18 protein-coding genes are annotated in these 18027 nt (G+C 74.8%); 10 read left to right on the forward strand and 8 right to left on the reverse strand.

What is annotated here, in order from left to right:
* From ABD324_RS16055 to ABD324_RS16070, 4 genes are all read left to right on the forward strand, one after another.
* Positions 1-936 carry an ABC transporter permease gene (locus ABD324_RS16055; RefSeq protein WP_344417351.1) on the forward strand — a complete coding sequence of 312 codons (936 nt, stop codon included), beginning with the start codon at positions 1-3 and terminating at the stop codon, positions 934-936.
* Complete coding sequence (locus tag ABD324_RS16060) at positions 933-1808, forward strand: ABC transporter permease (protein ID WP_344417353.1); 876 nt, start codon at positions 933-935, stop codon at positions 1806-1808. Before ABD324_RS16055 ends, ABD324_RS16060 begins: the two co-directional genes overlap by 4 nt.
* Positions 1805-3229 (forward strand): ABC transporter ATP-binding protein, encoded by a 1425-nt coding sequence (locus ABD324_RS16065; protein WP_344417355.1) that lies wholly within the window; start codon positions 1805-1807, stop codon positions 3227-3229. The genes ABD324_RS16060 and ABD324_RS16065 overlap by 4 nt, the downstream gene beginning before the upstream one ends.
* Before the next feature lie 284 nt (positions 3230-3513).
* The gene (locus ABD324_RS16070) at positions 3514-5706 is read left to right on the forward strand and encodes a DEAD/DEAH box helicase (RefSeq protein WP_344417357.1); all 2193 of its coding nucleotides are present in this window, start codon (positions 3514-3516) and stop codon (positions 5704-5706) included.
* Here the strand turns inward: ABD324_RS16070 and ABD324_RS16075 are convergent, their stop codons facing one another.
* The gene (locus ABD324_RS16075) at positions 5707-6552 is read right to left on the reverse strand and encodes a sugar phosphate isomerase/epimerase family protein (RefSeq protein WP_344417359.1); all 846 of its coding nucleotides are present in this window, start codon (positions 6550-6552) and stop codon (positions 5707-5709) included.
* Between the two features lie 76 nt (positions 6553-6628).
* Here ABD324_RS16075 and ABD324_RS16080 point away from each other — a divergent pair, with 76 nt between their 5' ends.
* The 3 genes from ABD324_RS16080 to ABD324_RS16090 all read left to right on the forward strand — a co-directional run bounded on the left by ABD324_RS16080 (position 6629) and on the right by ABD324_RS16090 (position 9718).
* Positions 6629-7108, forward strand: a complete 480-nt coding sequence (locus ABD324_RS16080; RefSeq protein WP_344417361.1) for a hypothetical protein — start codon at positions 6629-6631, stop codon at positions 7106-7108.
* Between the two features lie 106 nt (positions 7109-7214).
* Entirely contained in the window at positions 7215-8342 is a 1128-nt protein-coding gene (locus ABD324_RS16085; protein WP_344417363.1) for an MBL fold metallo-hydrolase, read from the forward strand.
* On the forward strand, positions 8339-9718 hold the full coding sequence (locus tag ABD324_RS16090) for an MFS transporter (RefSeq protein WP_344417365.1): 1380 nt from the start codon (positions 8339-8341) through the stop codon (positions 9716-9718). The genes ABD324_RS16085 and ABD324_RS16090 overlap by 4 nt, the downstream gene beginning before the upstream one ends.
* On the opposite strand, the gene ABD324_RS16095 is transcribed toward ABD324_RS16090, so the two are convergent.
* The 3 genes from ABD324_RS16095 to ABD324_RS16105 form a co-directional block, all read right to left on the reverse strand.
* Positions 9708-10655 (reverse strand): aldo/keto reductase, encoded by a 948-nt coding sequence (locus tag ABD324_RS16095; RefSeq protein ID WP_344417367.1) that lies wholly within the window; start codon positions 10653-10655, stop codon positions 9708-9710. The genes ABD324_RS16090 and ABD324_RS16095 overlap by 11 nt on opposite strands.
* An 82-nt stretch (positions 10656-10737) precedes the next feature.
* Positions 10738-12156 (reverse strand): carboxylesterase/lipase family protein, encoded by a 1419-nt coding sequence (locus ABD324_RS16100; RefSeq protein WP_344417369.1) that lies wholly within the window; start codon positions 12154-12156, stop codon positions 10738-10740.
* Between the two features lie 40 nt (positions 12157-12196).
* Positions 12197-12670, reverse strand: coding sequence for an acyl-CoA thioesterase (locus ABD324_RS16105; RefSeq protein ID WP_344417371.1), 474 nt, complete (start codon positions 12668-12670; stop codon positions 12197-12199).
* An 86-nt stretch (positions 12671-12756) separates the two neighbouring features.
* Here ABD324_RS16105 and ABD324_RS16110 point away from each other — a divergent pair, with 86 nt between their 5' ends.
* Together ABD324_RS16110 and ABD324_RS16115 are read left to right on the forward strand one after the other, a co-directional pair.
* The gene (locus tag ABD324_RS16110; RefSeq protein WP_344417373.1) at positions 12757-13449 is read left to right on the forward strand and encodes a siderophore-interacting protein; all 693 of its coding nucleotides are present in this window, start codon (positions 12757-12759) and stop codon (positions 13447-13449) included.
* Between the two features lie 31 nt (positions 13450-13480).
* Positions 13481-13891: a VOC family protein gene (locus tag ABD324_RS16115; RefSeq protein ID WP_344417375.1), complete on the forward strand. Its 411-nt coding sequence runs from the start codon at positions 13481-13483 to the stop codon at positions 13889-13891.
* Here ABD324_RS16115 and ABD324_RS16120 read toward each other — a convergent pair.
* From ABD324_RS16120 to ABD324_RS16135, 4 genes are read right to left on the reverse strand one after another with little or no spacing between them, the layout of a single operon-like run.
* Positions 13885-14169 (reverse strand): DUF6899 family protein, encoded by a 285-nt coding sequence (locus tag ABD324_RS16120; protein WP_344417377.1) that lies wholly within the window; start codon positions 14167-14169, stop codon positions 13885-13887. The genes ABD324_RS16115 and ABD324_RS16120 overlap by 7 nt on opposite strands.
* 18 nt (positions 14170-14187) lie before the next feature.
* Entirely contained in the window at positions 14188-14955 is a 768-nt protein-coding gene (locus ABD324_RS16125) for an SDR family NAD(P)-dependent oxidoreductase (RefSeq protein WP_344417379.1), read from the reverse strand.
* Positions 14952-15959, reverse strand: a complete 1008-nt coding sequence (locus ABD324_RS16130; protein WP_344417381.1) for a phosphotransferase family protein — start codon at positions 15957-15959, stop codon at positions 14952-14954. The genes ABD324_RS16125 and ABD324_RS16130 overlap by 4 nt, the downstream gene beginning before the upstream one ends.
* Complete coding sequence (locus tag ABD324_RS16135) at positions 15956-17152, reverse strand: acyl-CoA dehydrogenase family protein (protein ID WP_344417383.1); 1197 nt, start codon at positions 17150-17152, stop codon at positions 15956-15958. Before ABD324_RS16135 ends, ABD324_RS16130 begins: the two co-directional genes overlap by 4 nt.
* Positions 17153-17286: 134 nt before the next feature.
* Here ABD324_RS16135 and ABD324_RS16140 point away from each other — a divergent pair, with 134 nt between their 5' ends.
* Positions 17287-17874, forward strand: a complete 588-nt coding sequence (locus ABD324_RS16140) for a TetR/AcrR family transcriptional regulator (protein ID WP_344417385.1) — start codon at positions 17287-17289, stop codon at positions 17872-17874.
* Positions 17875-18027: the final 153 nt, after the last annotated feature.

Below are 18027 nucleotides of genomic sequence, written 5' to 3' on the forward strand. Positions count from 1 at the left end.
GTGCTGCTCCTCCTCGGCCGGCGGATCGGCCAGGCCCTGGTCACGCTGGCCGGGGCGGGGCTGCTCGTGTTCGGCATGCTCGCGGTCACGCCCGGGGACCCGGCACGCCGGGTCCTCGAGGCCCGGGGTGTGCGGGAGCCGAGCCCGGAGGCGGTCGCCGCGATGCGCGACCAGCTCCGGCTCGACGATCCGCTGGTCGTAAGGTTCGGGCGGTGGGCGGCGCACGCCGCGACCGGGGATCTCGGGCTGTCCTGGCGGACCGGGAATCCCGTGTCGGCGGAGTTCGCCGCCCGTCTGCCGGCCACGCTGCGGCTGACGGGCGTGTCCCTGCTCCTCGCCGTCGCGGCCGCGCTGCTGCTCGGCGTCACGGCGGCACTCGGGGCAGGGCGCTGGCCGGACGCGCTCTCCCGCGGGATCGCGCTGGCGGTGCTCGTGGTGCCGAGCTTCGTCCTCGGGGTCGTGGTGCTCGACGTGCTGGTCGTGCGGGCCGGGCTCGGGCGGGTGATCGCCGACGGCACCTGGGCGACGGTGTTCCTGCCGGCGCTGGTGCTGGCGCTCGGCTCGGTCGCGACCTGGTCCCGGGTGCTGCGCACCAGCCTGCTGGAGGCCGGCTCGGCCACCTACCTGCGGGTGAGCACGGCCCGGGGCGCGGGGCGGGTCCGCCGGCTGCTCGTGCACCAGCTGCCCAACGCGGCCGCGCCTTTCCTCACGATGGTCGGGCTCGGCACCGCCGCGCTGATCGGCGGCGCCCCGATCGTCGAGAGCGTGTTCACCTGGCCCGGGATCGGGCGCTACACGGTCGAGGCGATCAACGGCCGGGACATGCCGGTGATCGTCGGGTTCACGCTGGTCGCGGTGCTGACGTACGTGCTGGCCGGCCTGGTGGTCGACCTGGTGTGCGCCGCGATCGACCCGCGGCTGCGGGGCCAGCGGTGAGTCTCCTGCTCGTGCGGGCGGCCGCGCCCGTGGTCCGGGACGTCGACCGGCCCGTCTGGCGGGCCCTGCTCGACCGGCCGGCGGCCCGGGTCGCCCTCGGGATGATCGCCCTGCTGGCGCTCGCCGCCGTCGTCGGGCCCTGGTTCCTGCCCGATCCCGATCTCCCGGACTACGGGGACCAGCTCGCCGCGCCGAGCGTGGAGCACTGGCTGGGCACCGACCAGTCGGGCCGCGACCTGCTGGCCCGCACGCTGGCCGGGGCGCGCAGCTCCCTCGGGGCCGCGGTGCTGGTCACGGCGCTCGCGGCGATGGTCGGGCTCGTGGTGGGCACCCTCGCCGGGGCGCTGGGCGGGATCGTCGACACGGTCCTCACCCGTCTCACGGACATCATGCTGGGACTACCGTCATTGGTCCTCACACTCGCCGTCGTCGGCGTTCTCGGGCCCGGCTATCTCAATCTGGTGCTGGCGATGGCGGCCACAGGGTGGGCCGGCACTGCCCGGCTCGCCCGCGCGATCTCCCGCGGCGCCGGCACGCGTCCGGACGTCGTCGCCGCCCGGATGGCCGGCGTCGGGCCGGTCCGGGTCGTCCTCGGGCACGTCGTCCCGGGGGTCGCCGCGCAGGTCGCGGTCGCCGCCACCCTCGCGCTCGGCGAGGCCGTGCTGACCCTGGGCGGGCTGTCCTTCCTGGGGCTGGGCGCCCAGCCCCCGACCGCGGAATGGGGCACGATGCTGGCCACCGGCAGGGAGACCTTCGCCTACGCACCCTGGCAGCTGATCGGGCCCGGCCTGGGGCTCGTGCTCTCGGTCGCCGCCGCGACCCTGCTGGGCGACGCGCTGCGCGACGTCACCGACCCGGGCCGCCGCCCGTGACCGTCCTGCGCGTCGCGCATCTCACCGTGACCTATCCGAACGGTCACCGAGGTCTGGACGATCTGTCGTTCTCGGTCGAGGCCGGTGAGCGGCGGGCGGTGGTCGGCCGCTCCGGGAGCGGGAAGAGCACGCTCGTGCTCGCGATCCTCGGCCTGCTGCCGCCCGGGACCCGGGTCACCGGCAGCATCCTGGTCGACGGCCACGAGCTCGTCGGGGCGGACGAGGCCACCCTGCGGAGGCTGCGCGGGCCGGTGATCGGCTACGTCCCCCAGGACCCGTTCGCCGCGACGGACCCGCTGCGCACGGTCGGCCACCACGTCGGCGAGGCCTGGCGGGCGCACCGCCGCCGCCCGCCCGCCGGGGCCGTCGCCGAGGGGCTGGCCGCCGTCGAGATCGACGACGCCGCGCGCCGGGCCGGCCACCGCCCCCACCAGTGGTCGGGCGGGATGCTGCAGCGCGCCACCCTGGTCGCCGCGACCGCGCACGCGCCACGGCTGACCCTGGCCGACGAGCCCACGAGCGCGCTGGACGCCGAGCTCGCGGACGACATGCTGCACGCGCTGCGCCGCCGCGGCGGGGCGCTGCTGCTGATCAGCCACGATCTCGCCCTGGTCGCGCGGCACACCGAGCACGTGCTCGTCCTCGCCGGGGGCCGGGCCGTCGAGCAGGGCCCGGCGGCCCGCCTGCTCGCCGCACCGGCGGCCCCGGAGACGGCGGAGCTGGTCGCGGCCGCCGCCCCTCCCCCGGCCCGGACCCGCACCTCGCGGCGGGAGGGCCCGGTCGTCGCGGAGGTCCGGGAGGTGTCGCGCCGCTACGGGACGGTGACGGCGGTCGACGGCGTCTCGCTGACCGTGTCCGCCGGGGAGGTCGTCGGGATCGTCGGGCGGTCGGGCTCGGGCAAGTCCACACTCGCCCGGATCGTCGCCGGGCTGGAGGCGCCGGACACGGGCGCGAGCTCACTCCGCGAGGCCGCCGCGCGGCGGCCGGGGCACGTCATGCCGATCTTCCAGGACCCCGTCGCGAGCCTCGACCGGCGCTGGCCGCTGTGGCGCACGCTCGCCGAACCGCGCCGGGCCCGCGGCGAGCGCCTCGACCGGACCCGCGCCCGCACGCTGGCCGTGGAGGCGCTCGACGGGGTCGGGCTCACGGGGATCGACGTCGCCCGCCGGCCCGGCAGCCTGTCCGTCGGCCAGGCCCAGCGGGTCGCGATCGCCCGCGCCCTTCTCGCCCGGCCCGCCCTGCTCATCGCGGACGAGCCCACCGCCAGCCTCGACGTGGCCGCGGCGGCCGCGATCACCGCGCTGCTGCGGGGCCTGGCGGACGCGGGCACCGCCGTCCTGGTGGTCAGCCACGACCGGCCGCGCCTCGCCGGCTACGCCGACCGCGTCCTCGTCATGTCCGGCGGACGCCTCGACGGCTGAACCGCCGGTCGCCCGATCGGGCGCGACGCGCCCCACCGGCGCGCTCACCTCGCTCTTCGACACGGGAGCGGTACGATGGACCGAACGCGCGGCTCACCCTGCCCTCATCGTTCGTGGTCCTGCTCTCCTGCAGGCCGCTCGGCACGGCGGCGGTCCCCTTCGGTGATCGTCCCTGGGAGTCGCGGAACCGGGTCGCCGCGTGCGGTGGCCCACATCGGACGGTCGCCCCGGCGGCCGTCCCCCAGCACTACCGCCCGAGGGCGGTGCGAAGGAGGAGCGTGGCAGTGGCTCGACGAGGCCGGCCCCAGAGCGGGACCAGCCGTGGTGGCACGGCGCCCGATCGCCGGCGCGGCGGTCGCGGCGGCGGTCAGGGTGGTCAGGGCGGCGGCCGCGGCGGCCGCATCAGGCCGGCCGAGAAGGGCGACATCCTGGCCGTGCTCGCCCGGTCGGTCGGTGAGATCGAGACGGCGCTGCGGCGCGGTCGCGTGACCCCGTCCGTCCGGACGAAGTTCCAGGCCATCGCCCTGGTGCTGCGCGAGGAGCGGGCCCGGGTCCGCGCGAGCGAGGGGACCGAGCGGCACCGGACCGAGCAGATCAAGCGGCTCGACGGGATCGCGAAGGCGCTGGCCATGAGCGCCGTCCGGGAGCCCACGCTGCTCGCCCTGCTCGACGAGAACGCCGTCGTGTCCGACGAGGCCCGCGCCCTGAGCCGCACCGTGCTGCGGGACGCCGGGATCGAGCCGGTGATCGAGGAGATCGTCGAGGAGCCCGTGGAGGAGCTGCCGGCCGCGCCGGTCAAGCCCCGGGTGGTACCGCAGTCCGTGATCTCCCGGCAGCTCGCGAACCCCTTCCTCGCCCCGGACTTCTCCGCCGCCCGCCCCACGGCCGCCAAGCCCACCCCGCTAGCCGGGTGGGAGCTGCTCGGCCCGCTGCTGCGCTCCTTCGAGCGCGCCGGCGGCGCCCCGGCCTGCATGGACCTCCCCGCCCCCACCCTGCGCACGGTCGCCGGCCGGGAGCTGATGCCCCACCAGGCCCAGGTCGTGGCCTCGGCGGAGCAGGGGCACCGCAGCTTCCTGCTGGCGGACGAGCCGGGCCTCGGCAAGACCGCCCAGGCGCTGCTGGCCGCGCAGGCCGCCAACGCCTATCCGCTGCTCGTGGTGGTGCCCAACGTCGTCAAGACGAACTGGGTCCGCGAGGCGGAGATCTGGACCCCGCGCCGTCCCGCCACGCTGATCCAGGGCAACGGGGACAGCGTCGACGGGTTCGCGGACATCGTCGTCGTCAACTACGAGGTGCTCGACCGGCACGCCGGCTGGCTCGGCGGGTTCGGCTTCCGCGGCATGGTGGTCGACGAGGCGCACTTCATCAAGAACAAGACGTCGCAGCGCTCGCAGCACGTCCTGGAGCTGGCCGACCGCATCCGGGCCTTCACCCCGCAGCCGCTGATGATGGCGCTGACCGGCACCCCGCTGATCAACGACATCGAGGACTTCCTCGCCATCTGGCAGTTCCTCGGCTGGATCGACGGTGCCAAGCCCCGCGCCCAGCTGCTGGACGCCCTCACCGCCACGGGGCTCACCCCCGCGGACCCGGGCTTCTACCCGGCCGCGCGCTCGGCCGTCATCGACCAGGGCATCGTCCGGCGCCGCAAGATCGACGTGGCCGCGGACATCCCGGCCCGCCGGATCGCCGACCTGCCCGTCGAGCTCGACGGGGCCGCGGGCCGCTCCATCCGCGCCGCCGAGCGCGACCTCGCCCGCCGCCTGATGAAGCGGTACTTCGACGCCCTGGCCACCCGCTCGTCGGGCCCCGCGGTCCGAGGAGTGGACGGGATCGACCACGACCTCGTCCGCCAGGTGGCGCGCTGGGAGCAGAAGGACGCGGCGGAGGCCAAGACCGGCGACAACGTGTTCACCATGATGCGGAAGATCGGCCAGGCCAAGGCGACGCTCACCGCGGACTACGCCGCCCAGCTCGCCCGCAGCGCCGGCAAGGTCGTGTTCTTCGCCAAGCACGTCGACGTCATGGACGCCGCCGAGGAGCTGTTCGACAAGCAGGGCGTGCGGTACACCTCGATCCGCGGCGACCAGACGCCGAAGGTCCGGCAGCGCAACATCGACGAGTTCGTGAACGACCCCGAGGTCGCCGTGGTCGTCTGTTCGCTGACGGCGGCCGGTGTCGGCCTCAACCTCCAGGTCGCCTCGAACGTCGTGCTCGCCGAGCTGTCGTGGACGGCGGCGGAGCAGACCCAGGCCATCGACCGCAGCCACCGGATCGGCCAGACCGAGCCCGTGACGGCCTGGCGGATCATCGCCGCCCAGACCGTCGACGCCCGGATCGCCGAGCTGATCGACAGCAAGGCGGGCCTGGCCGCCCAGGCGCTCGACGGGTCGGACGAGGAGGTGGGCTCCTCCGCGGACGTCCAGCTCGAGGCGCTGGTCGGGCTGCTCACGGACGAGCTCGCCGGGGCCCGCTGACTACAGGAGCGCCGCCGCCGTGTCGAAGGCCTTCGCCAGGCCCGTCGACAGGTCCGCGCGGCGGTGCTCCTCGGACAGGATCTCGACGCCCCACGGTCCCTGCCAGCCGAGCCCGCGCAGGGCGCTGACCATCCCGGGGAGGTCGAAGGCGCCCTCGCCGCAGTAGCGGCGGCGGTCTCGGGTGTCCTCGAACAGGGTGCCGCGGGGCTCGGCGTCGAAGTCGTCGAGCTCCACGCCGAAGAGCCGTTCCGGCGGGATCGCGGCGATGTCCCCGACCGGGGTGCCGGCCCGGCCGACGTGCCATGCGTCGACGAGCAGGCCGACGGCCGGGTGCCCAGCCGCCTCGACCAGGGCGAGGCCCTGGTGCAGGTCGGCGACGTTGGACCAGGGCAGGAACTCCAGCGCGACCCTCGTGCCGTGCTCGGCCGCCTGCGCGCCCAGCTCCGCGAGCGCCTCGACCTGCGCTCCCGGGTCCGCCGGCGCGTCGGGGAAGTCCGGCCCGATCTTGATCCGCTGCGCGCCGAGGGCCTCGGCCGCCGCGAGCAGGTCCCGGCGCATCACGTCGGACGCCTCGCGTACCGGGCCGGTCCCCCACCAGTCGGCGAGCAGCTCGACCTCCCGGTGGTCCATCCCGTTGTCCGCCAGGATCGACCCGAGGTCCGCCAGGCTCAGCTCCTCCAGGGCCGCCACGAGATCGACGTGGGTCACCCCGAAGCCCCGGAAGCCCGCCGCGGCCGCCGTCTCGATGCGGGTGCGCAGCGGGATCGGGCTGCGGGCGTCCCCCCGCATCGGGGCGGCGTCCCCGGCGGTGGTCCAGCAGGTGGCGAGGAGAGCGTCGTCGGTCACGGGGTGCAGTGTGCCGCGGGCTGTCGCCGGCCCGGCCACCTGGTCCAGGATGCTCGGGGGTGAGGGGAGGGCCACCGTGGCCGACTGGGCGAACTTCGCGGTGGCGGTGACCGGCGCGGGAGCGGCGCTGATCGGGCTGCTGGTGGTGGCGCTGTCGATCAACCTCGGCCAGATCGTCCGGTCCGCGGAGCTGCCGGGGCGGGCCGTGCTCGCGCTGCTGCTGCTCGTGGTCCCCCTGATCGCGGCGCTCCTGCTGCTGGTCCCGCAGACCGGCGTCGCCTACGGCGTCGAGCTGCTGGTCGCGGGGGTCCTGCTCGGTGGCTGGATCGGCTGGCTGGTCCGGCCGAGCTCCCGCTCCCCCGAGCAGCCCCGGGCGGCCTGGCTCGCCGGGACGGCCGGGCCCGCCGTCCTCGTCGTCCTGACCACATTGACCGGCGGTGCCCTGCTGGCCGCCGGGAACCCGGCCGGCTTCTACGCCCTGCCGGTCCTGGTCCTCGGCGGGTTCGCCGGGGCGCTGATCGGGACCTGGGTGCTGCTCGTGGAGATCCTGCGCTGACTGCTAGGGAGTTTCCCTAGGGACTGCCGCGTCCCCCGGCGGCAGGCTTCCCCGTATGAGGCCGGTACCGGAGAGTGCCGGTGGAGCAGACGCCCAGGAGGACACCGTGACCGCGCTCGGGGACATCGTCGAGATCGACGACCGGACCGTGCTGGTCCTCGGCCAGGAGCTCGACGTCGCGCACGACCAGCCGGACGTCGCGAACGCCCTGGTCCACCGCGCCGGGGACACGCTGGTGATCGTCGACACCGGCGCGACACCCGCGTTCCGCGAGGCGATCCGGGCCGCGACCCGCCGGGTCGGGGACTGGAACCGGGCGCTCGTCCTGACCACCCACGGCCATCCCGACCACGTCGGCAACAACGACCTGGCGGACGAGCTGGGCGTGCCCGTCGAGCACTTCGTGCCGGCCCGCGACCTGGACCAGATGCGCGATCCCGGCCCCTACTGGGTGCGGTCGTTCCGCCGTCTGGCCGGTGTCGTCCCGCTCCCCGCGCCGCCGTCGCTGGCCGGGCACAAGGTCGTCTCGCTGTTCGCGCCGCTGCGGCCCTTCGGCGCCACGACCCGGCCCTTCGAGGAGCTCCCGCTGGAGCGGATCCGGATCGGCTCGGTCCGGTTCACCGGCTGGAGCTTCGCCGACGGCGCCGTGCGTGTCCTGCGCACGCAGGGCCACTGCGCCGGGCACGTGATCGTCCACCTGCGGGACGCGGGCGTCGTCCACCTCTCCGACGAGGGCAACGGGCCGTGCGGCGTGATGGCGGACGCGGACCAGCTCAAGATCCAGTCCGCGCTCGGCGCCGTCGCCACCCTGTTCGACGAGGGCGAGGCCGCGGTCCTGACCGACGGGCACACGTTCACGGTGCGGCGCGGCGGCGAGGTCGTCGGCTATCTCGACGGGATGCTCGACCAGGTGACCGCCCTGCACGAGGCGGCGCTGGGGCTCACCAAGGGCGACGCCCCGGTCCGGCCGAGCGAGTTCGCCGCGGGCTACGCCCGGACCGTCGCCGAGCTGGGCGTGGGCGGCGCCAACCCCAACGCGATGTTCACCGGCATGATGGCCGCCAACCAGCTCGGCGAGATCGGCCTGCGGCCCACGTCGCATGGTGTGGACGCGCCGTGGTCGCGTCCCGCGCTGACCAACCCGGCCCCGGTGGCCGGCATGCCCACCGGGCTCGCCCTGGTCCCGGCGGCGATCTCGATGCTGCGGTGGAAGATCCGGGGCAGGGACAAATGAGCGTGGGACAGGTGAACCCCCGGCGGTGGCTCGTCCTGGTCGCGATGACCGGGTCGCTCTCGATGATCATGCTCGACCAGACCGTCGTCTCGGTGGCCCTGCCGTCCATGGCCCGCGAGCTGCCGCTGACCCCGCAGGGCCAGCAGTGGGTGGCGGGCGCCTACGTCCTGGCCATCGCCGCCCTGGTCGCGCTGGGCGGCAAGGCCGCGGACGTGCTCGGCCGGCCGCGGACCTTCCAGGCCGGCGTCACGCTGTTCTTCCTCGCCTCCGCCGGCTGCGCGTTCGCCTGGGACGGGAGCTCGATCCTCGCCTTCCGGGCGCTGCAGGGGGCGGGCGCCGCGCTGATGATGCCGGTGTCCGCGACGATCGTGCTGGCCGCGTTCGGCGAGAGCGAGCGCGGCCGGGTCATGGCGATCTACGCCGGCCTCAGCCAGGTGTTCCTCGCGCTGGGCCCGCTGCTCGGCGGCCTGCTCACCGAGTACGTGACGTGGCGGGCCGTCTTCCTGCTCAACGTGCCGGTGGGGATCGCGACCCTGGTCCTCGTCGCCGTCGCCCGGGTGCCGAACGAGCCGGTCCGCGGGGCCCGGATCGGGGTGCTCGACGCCGTGCTCGTCGTCCCCGGCCTGGCGCTGACCACGCTCGGGATCCAGCAGCTCACCGCCTGGGGGCCCCGGTCGCTGGTCCTGCTCGGCGGCGGGCTGGTGCTGCTCGGGCTCTTCACGGTGCGGCAGCTGCGCATCGCCGATCCCCTGATCCACCTGCGCCTCTTCCGCGACCGGGGCTTCACCGGGGACGCCGTGGTGATGGGGCTGGTCCAGTTCGGGCTGCTCGGCATCGTCCTCTACAGCTCGATCTCCCTGCAGGAGCTGCTCGGCTTCGGCCCGATGGCCGCCGGTCTGGCCGTGATCCCGCTGATCCTGCCGCTCACCGCCGCCGCGCAGATCGGCGGGCGCTGGTTCGACCGGGCCGGGGTCCGGGCGCCGGTGCTCACCGGGATGGCGGTGTGCACGGTCGGCGCCGTCGCGTGGCTGCTCGCGCTGCCCGCCCTGAGCTACCCGTGGCAGATCCCCGGCATGGTGCTCGTCGGCGTCGGTCTGGGGCTCTCCCTGTCCCCCACCAACACCGACGCGCTCGGCCGGGTGTCCGACGCCGAGCGCAGCCAGGCCTCCGGCGTGGTCCAGACCGTCCGGCAGCTCGGCGGGACCCTCGGCGTCGCGGTCATCGGCGCGGTCGTCCTCGGGCACGGCACGAGCACCCCGACCCGCACCGGCACGGCGGACGCCATCGCCGCCGGGTTCACCGTGGCGGCCGGGGCCTTCGCCGTCGCGGTCCTCGCCGGTCTGGTGCTCCTGGACCGGACCCGGGTCACTCGCTGACGCGCCCGGACACGTCGTCGAGCCGGTCCCGCTCCTCCGCGCTCAGGTCCAGTGTCGCGGACGCCATCAGGGCCGGGAGCTGCGCGGGCGTGCGGGCGCTCGCGATCGGCGCGGTGACCGTCGGCCGGCCGCGCAGCCACGACAGCGCGACCGTCGCCGCCTCCACGCCGCGCTCCGCCGCGATCGCCAGGACGGTGTCGACCACCGCGAGCCCGGAGTCCGAGAGGTAGCCCTTCACGATCCGCCCGCGGCCCGCGGCCAGGTCCTGCGCGGTGCGGTACTTGCCCACGAGGAAGCCGCTGGCCAGCGCGAAGTAGGGCAGCACGGCGAGGTTCTCGGCCTCGGCGACCGGGGCGAGCTCGCGCTCGTAGAAGCCGCGGGTCACGAGGTTGTAGTGCGGCTGCAGGGCGACCGGCAGGGTCAGCCCCTCGGCGCGCGCGAACGCGATCCAGGCGCGGATGCGCTCCGGCGCGAGGTTCGACAGGCCGATCGTGCGGATCTTGCCGGCCCGCACCAGGGCGTCGAAGGCCGCGGCCGGCTCCTCGATCGGCAGGTCCGGGTCGGTGTCGTGGTGGGCGAAGTAGAGGTCGACGTGATCGGCCTGCAGGCGCTTCAGCGAGGCGTCCGCGGCCGCGGCGACGTTCGCCGCGGAGAGGCCCGGGAAGTCGGGATGCGCCGCCACCTTGGTGACGACGACGATGTCGGCGCGATTGCCGCGGCGCCGCATCCACTCCCCCAGGATGGTCTCCGACTCGCCGCCGCTGTTGCCGGGCGCCCAGGCGGAGTAGCTGTCCGCCGTGTCGACGAGGTTCCCGCCGGCCTCGACGTAGGCGTCGAGCACCGCCTCCGACCCGGCGGCGTCGCTGGTCCAGCCGAACGTGTTGCCCCCGAGGGCGAGCGGGAAGACGTCGATCGAGCTGGAACCGAGCCGCGGCATGCGCACTCCCTGGGAGGGGTCGTCGAACCATGATCGCGGGGAGGGTAGCCACGCGACCGTTTCCCCCGGGCGGGTAACGGGCTCAGCGGACGTCGACGGACGGGCTCCCGAACCGGCGCCGGACGGGATCGTCCGCCGTCCACGGCGCCCAGCCCGGGTCCCCGGTGCGGGCGAACGCGACCCAGGCCGCCGTCGCCTCCCGCGCCAGGGCCTCCGGCGGGTCCTCGCCCGCCAGCGCCGTCGGGCCGCTGCAGCGCTCCAGCGTGCCGAACACGAAGGGCAGCTCCACCCCGTGGCAGGCCCCGAGCCGGCCGCCGAAGGCCGAGGAGCGGTACCCGAACTCGTAGACGTGGGTGGTGCCGGGCAGCGCCGCCGCCAGCCGCCGGGCCGGCCCCGCGAACACGAGCTCGGTCAGCGCCTCCGTGTACCGCTCCCCCGGCGAGCCGGTCCCGGCGGCGAGCAGCTCGGCCGCGCGCGGGTGCAGCGCCCCCAGCGCGGCGGCGGCCTGCTCCTCGGTCAGCGCGTCGATCGCCCCGGTGGGGACGGTGTAGAGCCGGATCTCCTCGCTGTTCCAGCCGAGCATCACGTCCACATCGGACAGGTTCTCGATCGGCCGGCCGGGGAGGACGTCGTCCCCCACCACCGGGCAGTAGACGCCCAGGCCGAAGCCGGGATCGACGCCGTCCGGCTCCCGCAGGTCCCCGGCCGCGGGGCCGAGCAGCCGGCCCTGGACCTCGAGCGCGTCGGCGACGGAACGCGAGCGGAACCCGTCGGCGGTGGCCGGCACGCCCAGCTCGGCGGCGACCCGGCCGGCGAACGCCTGCATCACCGGCAGCGACCGCTCCATCTCCGCGCCGCCGCTCTGCACGATCGCCCGCCGGAACAGCCCCGCGGACAGCGGGGAGCCGAGCAGGCTCCCGATGCTCATCCCGCCCGCGGACTCCCCGAACACCGTGACGTTCCCGGGATCGCCCCCGAACGCGGCCGCGTTGTCCTGCACCCACCTCAGGGCCGCGAGCTGGTCCCGCAGGCCGGTGTTGCTCGCCCCGCCCTCGAGCGGCAGGAAGCCCTCGACGCCCAGCCGGTAGGTCACGGACACGAGCACGACGCCCGCCCGGGCGAGCGCCGTCCCGTCGTAGGCGGCCGCGCCGGGCTCGCCCGACATGAACGCCCCACCATGGACGAACACCATCACCGGCAGGTCCGGCCCGCCCCGCCGCTCGGCGGGTGCCCACACGTCGACCGTCAGGTAGTCGTCACCGGGCCGGTACCCGCCCAGCAGCGGGGTGAGGTCCAGGGCCCCGAAGGCCCGGGGCAGCTGCGGCGCGGTCGGCCCGGGCGCGGTGCACTCCCGCACCCCCGACCAGGGCTCCACCGGCTGCGGCGGCGCGAACCGCACGGGCGGGGCGGCGTAGGGAACCCCGAGGTACCGCACCACCCCGTCGCGCTCGAGCCCGGCCACCCGGCCCGCCGCCGTCAGGACCGTCGGGACCTCCGCCACGCCGACCACCTCCGGCCGGATCGTGTCACAGCAGCGGCGGCTACGCCGTGCTCTCGCGCTTGCGCTCCGCCCGCCGCAGCTCCGCCTCGCCCCAGCGCCGGATCTCGTCCGGCGTGGTGGGGGTGAGCGGTGGGAGCGGGACGGGGCGGGTGTGCTCGTCGACCGCGACCATCGTGAAGTAGCAGCTGTTGGTGTGCCGCACCGTCTGCTCGATGAGGTTCTCGGTGGTCACGCGGATGCCGACCTCCATGGACGTCCGGCCCGTGTAGTTCACCGACGCCGCGAAGGTGACCAGCTCGCCGATGTGGATCGGCTCGCGGAACACCACGCGGTCCACCGAGAGGGTGACGACATAGGCGCGCGCGTAGCGGCTGGCGCACGTGTAGGCGACCTGGTCGAGGAACTTGAGCACGGTGCCACCGTGGACGTTCCCGGCGAAGTTGGACATCTCGGGCGTCATCAGGACCGTCATGGACTGCCGGTGGCGGCCGTCCACCTCGGTTGTCTCGGTCATCGCCCTCGCCCTCTCGCACCGGCCGTGATCATCGGGCAGCATACGGGGCAGGGATGCCCGGGATCGGACATCCGGGAGGAGTTCCTGTGCGCACCACGGAGCGGCTGGCCGACGCCGCCGGATCCCTGTTGTCGACGGCGGCGGAGGTCACGGGGGTCGACCGTTCCGTCCCGCGGTTCGTCCGGGTGGTGCTGCGTGCGCCCGCGTTCCGCAAGGCGAAATGGGTCCCGGGGGCGAAGCTGCAGATGCTCCCGAAGGCGGGCGCGTTCAGCCCCCGCACCTTCACCCCGGTGCGCTGGGACGTCGAGGCCGGTGAGACCGAGCTGATCGGCTACACCCACGGCGACGGCCCGGCGTCGGTCTGGTTCGGCGCCGTCGAGCCGGGCGCCGTCGCCAGGGTGTTCGGCCCCCGCCGCTCCCTCGACCTCCCCGCCCTCACCGGCCCGGTGCTGTTCCTCGGCGACGAGTCGAGCGTGGCGCTGGCCTGCGCGTTGCGACACGTCACCCAGGACGTGCGGCACGTGTTCGAGGCGACGGACCCCGCCGCGCTCGAGGCCGTGCTGGGCGCCCTCGGCCTGGCCGGCGACGTCGTCCCGAAGGGGGCCGAGGTCCTGAAGTCGGTGCGCAAGGCGGTCCCCGAGGGGCCGTTCGACCTCGTCGCGAGCGGCGACGCCGCGACCGTGCACGCCCTGCGCCGGGACGTCCGCGGCTGGGAGCGGGCCCCCCGGAAGATCAGCGGCAAGGCCTACTGGGCACAAGGGCGGACCGGTCTCGACTGAGACCGGGACCGAGACGGGGAGGAGCTCGACGATGTTGCTCGACGGGGTCAACCACATCGCGTGGATCTCGAAGGACGTGGCCCGCCTGGGCCGCTTCTACTCCGACGTGTTCGACGCCGAGGTGGGGCCGACGCGTCCGCACGGCGAGGACGGCCGCGAGACGATGACGATGATCCGCATCGGCCCGCACACCGAGCTGAACATCTTCGTGATCCCGGACAACGCCGAGGCCGACCGCCAGACCCCGATGTGGGGCCGCGGCCGGATCGACCACGTCGGGCTCCAGGCCGCCTCGGCCGAGGCCTTCGCCGAGATCCGCGGGCGCCTCGTCGCGGCGGGGGCGAGCGACGGCACCGTGAACGACTTCGGCTCCGTGCACAGCATGTTCTTCCGCGATCCGGACGGCCTGGAGGGCGAGGTCCTGGTGGCGAAGGATCAGTAGACGTCGCCGTTCTTCGCGATCTGCTCGTCCTCGTACGGGGTCGCGTAGCGGCGGTAGAACTCGTCCGCGATGTTGGCGAACACGCCCGAGGTCGTGGCGATCGCCCAGTACCGGCGGTCCGGCAGGGTCCCGAGCGCGAGCCGGGTGCAGGCGTAGTTGAGCAGGCCCGCGAAGGCCGCGTCCCCCTCGATGTCCCCCGCCGCCGCGGTGAGCGCGGCGGCGAGGGCGTCGATGTGGGGATCGAGAGCGGTGCGGAGCTCCGGGGCGATGTAGGGCATGCCCCGGAGCCTAAGGGGCTAGTGCCCGGACATCCCGCCGTCGACGGCGAGGGTGCTGCCGGTGATGTAGCTCGAGGCCTCCGACGCCAGGAAGATCACCGCGGAGTCCATCTCGGCCTGCTCGCCGAGGCGGGCGAGCGGGCTGCGGGAGGCGATGAAGGCGTCGAGCTTGTCGCCCTGGGTCTCCTCGGTCATCTCCGTGGCCACGTAGCCGGGGGCGATGGCGTTGACGCGGATGCCGCGCCGCCCCGCCCACTGCTGCGACAGGTCCCGGGTCAGGCCGATCAGGCCGGACTTGGACGCCGCGTAGGCCGCCTGCGGCAGGTACGACGAGATCAGCCCCAGCGTGCTGGCGATGTTGACGATGCTCGATCCGGGCTTCATCACCCGCGCGCAGGCCTGCGCCATCCAGTACGCGCCCTCGAGGTTCACGGCGAGCACGCCGCTGAACTCCTCCGGCTTCTCCCGCGTCGCGGGGACGGCGGTGCCGAGGCCGGCGTTGTTGACGAGGACGTCGACGCTGCCGAACTCCTCCACCGCCGCGGTGACGAGCGCGGTGCAGCTCTCCGGGTCGGCCACGTCCGTGGCCACGCAGAGCGCCCGGCGGCCGATGTCGCGGACCGCGGCGGCGGTCTTCTCGAGCCGGTCGACCCGGCGCGCGCCGAGCACGACGTCCGCACCGGCGTGGGCCAGTGCCACGGCGAACCCGGCGCCCAGGCCGGAGCTCGCGCCGGTGACGATCGCGACGCGGCCGTCGAGACGGAAGCGGTCCAGGACGGGGTTCACGAGCTACCTCCGAGTGCGGTGAGGCCGGCGGCGGCCAGCGGGGCCGGGGCCTGCCCGACCGAGTCGAAGCCCTCCCCGCGGGTGTCCCCGCGGAGATGGCGCTGGTGGATGCCCTCGGCGATCACCGTCATCTTGAAGTAGGCCAGCCCGAGATGGAACCCGAGGTCGACGAGCTCGTGGTCGACCGCCGCGGCGTACCGCGCGACGAGCGCGTCCCGCCCGGGCATGCGCGGGCTGGTCGAGGCGGCGGAACCACCGAGCACGGGCGCGAAGGACGGATCGGCGTAGGCGAGGTGCAGGGCCAGGTCGGCCAGCGGGTCGCCCAGCGTGGCCATCTCCCAGTCGACGAGCGCGCGGACCGTGCCGACGTCGTCGGGGTCGACGATGGCGTTGTCCACCCGGTAGTCGCCGTGGACGATCGCCGCGCCGCTCTCGGCCGGGCAGGTCGCGGCGAGCCGCTCGTGCAGGGTCTCGACGTCCGCCAGCGGGCGCGTCTGCACCTGCTCCCACTGGCCGTACCAGCGCTTGATCTGCCGAGCGAGGTAGCCCTGCGGCCGGCCGAGGTCGCCCAGCCCGACCTCCTCCGGCACCACGGAGTGCAGGGCGGCGAGGGTGTCGACCAGGCCGAACGCGCAGCGCTCGACCTCGGCGTCGGACAGCGGGGCGAGATCGGCCTCGCTGCGCAGCACCAGGCCGGGGACGTACTCGACGATCGCGCACTGCACGCCGAGGACCTCGGGCCCGAGCAGCGCGACCGGGGCGGCGACGGGCACCGCGCTGCCGTGCAGGCCCGCGACGACCCGGTACTCGCGCTGCATGTCGTGCGCCGACGGCGTGAGCGTGCCCAGCGGCGGGCGGCGCGCGATCCAGGTGGAGTGCCCGTCGGTGAGCTTGTAGGTCAGGTTCGACCGCCCGCCCGAGACGAGCTCGGCCGACAGCGGGCCCTGGAGCCGGTCCGCGAGGTGCTTCTCGAGCGCGGCGAGATCGAGCCCCTCGACCGTCACGACTGCGCCTGGTTCTTGACGTGACGCCCCACGACCCGCTTCGCGATCGACCAGCGGTGGGTCTCCGAGGAGCCGTCGTAGATGCGGAACGGCCGGACCTCGCGCAGGAAACGGCCGAGCAGGATGTCGCCGGACACGCCGAGCGCGCCGCAGAGCTGCAGCGAGCGGTCGACGACCCGGTAGATCGCCTCGGCGGAGAAGACCTTGGCGATCGAGACGGCCTGGCCGGCGTGCCCGCCCTGGTCGAGCTCCCAGCAGGCCTGCAGGATCAGCCCGCGGGTCGCGGCGATGTCGATCTCGTTGTCCGCCAGCATCTGCTGGGCCATGCCGAGGTCCGCCAGGCGCGAGCCGAACAGCCGCCGCTCGGCGGTGCGGGCCACGGCGATGTCCTGGGCGCGGCGGGCGATGCCCAGCCAGCGCATGCAGTGCGTCATCCGGGCGGGCCCGAGGCGCACCTGGGCGTAGCGGTAGCCCTGGTCGACCTCGCCGAGCACCGCGGAGTCCGGGACGACGCAGGTGTCGAAGGAGACCTCGAGGTGCCCGCCGTAGAGCGACTCGTCGAGCGTCGGGATGTGGCGGCCGATCGTCATGCCGGGGGTGCCCGCGTCGACCAGGAACATCGTCGCGCCGCCGCGGTCGCCGGGCTCACCGGCGGTGCGCGCCATGACGATCGCGAATGCGGCGCCGTCCGCGCCGGTGATGAACCACTTCTCGCCGTCGATCCGCCAGCCGCCGTCGACCCGGGTCGCGCGGGTGCGGAGCGCGTCGGGGTCCGAGCCCGCGCCCGGGGCCGGCTCGGTCATGGCGAAGCAGGAACGGATGTCGCCGGCCGCGAGCGGCGCCAGGTAGCGCTGCTTCTGCTCCTCCGTCGCGATCAGCTCGAGCATGTGCATGTTGCCCTCGTCCGGGGCGGCGATGTTCAGCGCGAGCGGGCCGAACAACGAGTAGCCCGCCTCCTCGAACACGACCGCGCGCCCGCGCATGTCGAGCCCGTGGCCGCCGTACTCCTTGGAGACGTGCGGGGCGAAGACCCCGGCGGCCTTGGCGGCCTGCTGGAGCTCGCGGTACACCGCGTCCGACGGGACGACCCCGCCGTTGGCCTCCTCGATCGGGACGACCACCTCACGGATGAACGCAGCGGTCCGCTCGGCGAGCGCGACCACCTCCGGCCCTGCTGCGAGCTCCTGGCCCACGATCCCACCTCCGGCTAATGACCTGTAGCCAGGATTCGACCGGACGACGTGCTGTGATGCAAGCGCATCTTCGTCACAGGCCGATCCGGCTATCATCTCCTCGCCCAGAGAGCCCGCCCGGACAGGAGGAGCGGATGGCGATGCCCGCGCACCACGACCGCCGCGCCCAGATCTGGGCCGCAGCGCTCGAGCTGTTCGCCGCGCGCGGCTACGAGGCCACGTCGATGGCGGACATCGCCGCGGCCGTCGGCATCCGCGGCCCGAGCCTCTACAAGCACGTGGCCTCGAAGCAGGAGCTGCTCGCGGCGATCATCGCGCACACCATGGACGACCTGCTCGCCGCGCACCACGCCGCGGTGGCGGGCACGGCGGACCACACCGAGCAGCTCCGCCGCGCGGTCGACTCGCACGTCCGCTACCACGCCCGGCACCGCCGTGAGGCCTTCGTGGGCAACCGGGAGCTGCGCAGCCTCGTCGAGCCGCACCGCTCGCCGATCCTCGCCCGCCGCGCCGAGTACGCGGGCGCCTTCGAGAACCTGGTGGCCGCCGGCATCGAGGCGGGCGCGTTCGAGGTCCGCTCCGCCCGGCTCGCCGCCTACTCGATCCTCGACCTCGGCATGGGCGTCGCGGTGTGGTTCCGGGAGGACTCCGAGCCCACGGAGAACGACGTCGCGTGGCACCACACCGAGATCGCCCTGCGGATCGTGCAGGCCGGGCGGTAGGGGCCGGCCCCGCCGGCCGGACGGGCCCGAGGTCCCACCGGGGCGGCGGCACCGGGCACGAACGCGTGCCGGAGCGAACCCCGCCGCGGCGCGACGGACCGGGAATCCACCGTCTGCCGGTGCCCCCGGGCCCGCGCCACCCCTACCGTCGTT

It is taken from the genome of Pseudonocardia ailaonensis (assembly GCF_039531635.1).
Classification (GTDB): domain Bacteria; phylum Actinomycetota; class Actinomycetes; order Mycobacteriales; family Pseudonocardiaceae; genus Pseudonocardia; species Pseudonocardia ailaonensis.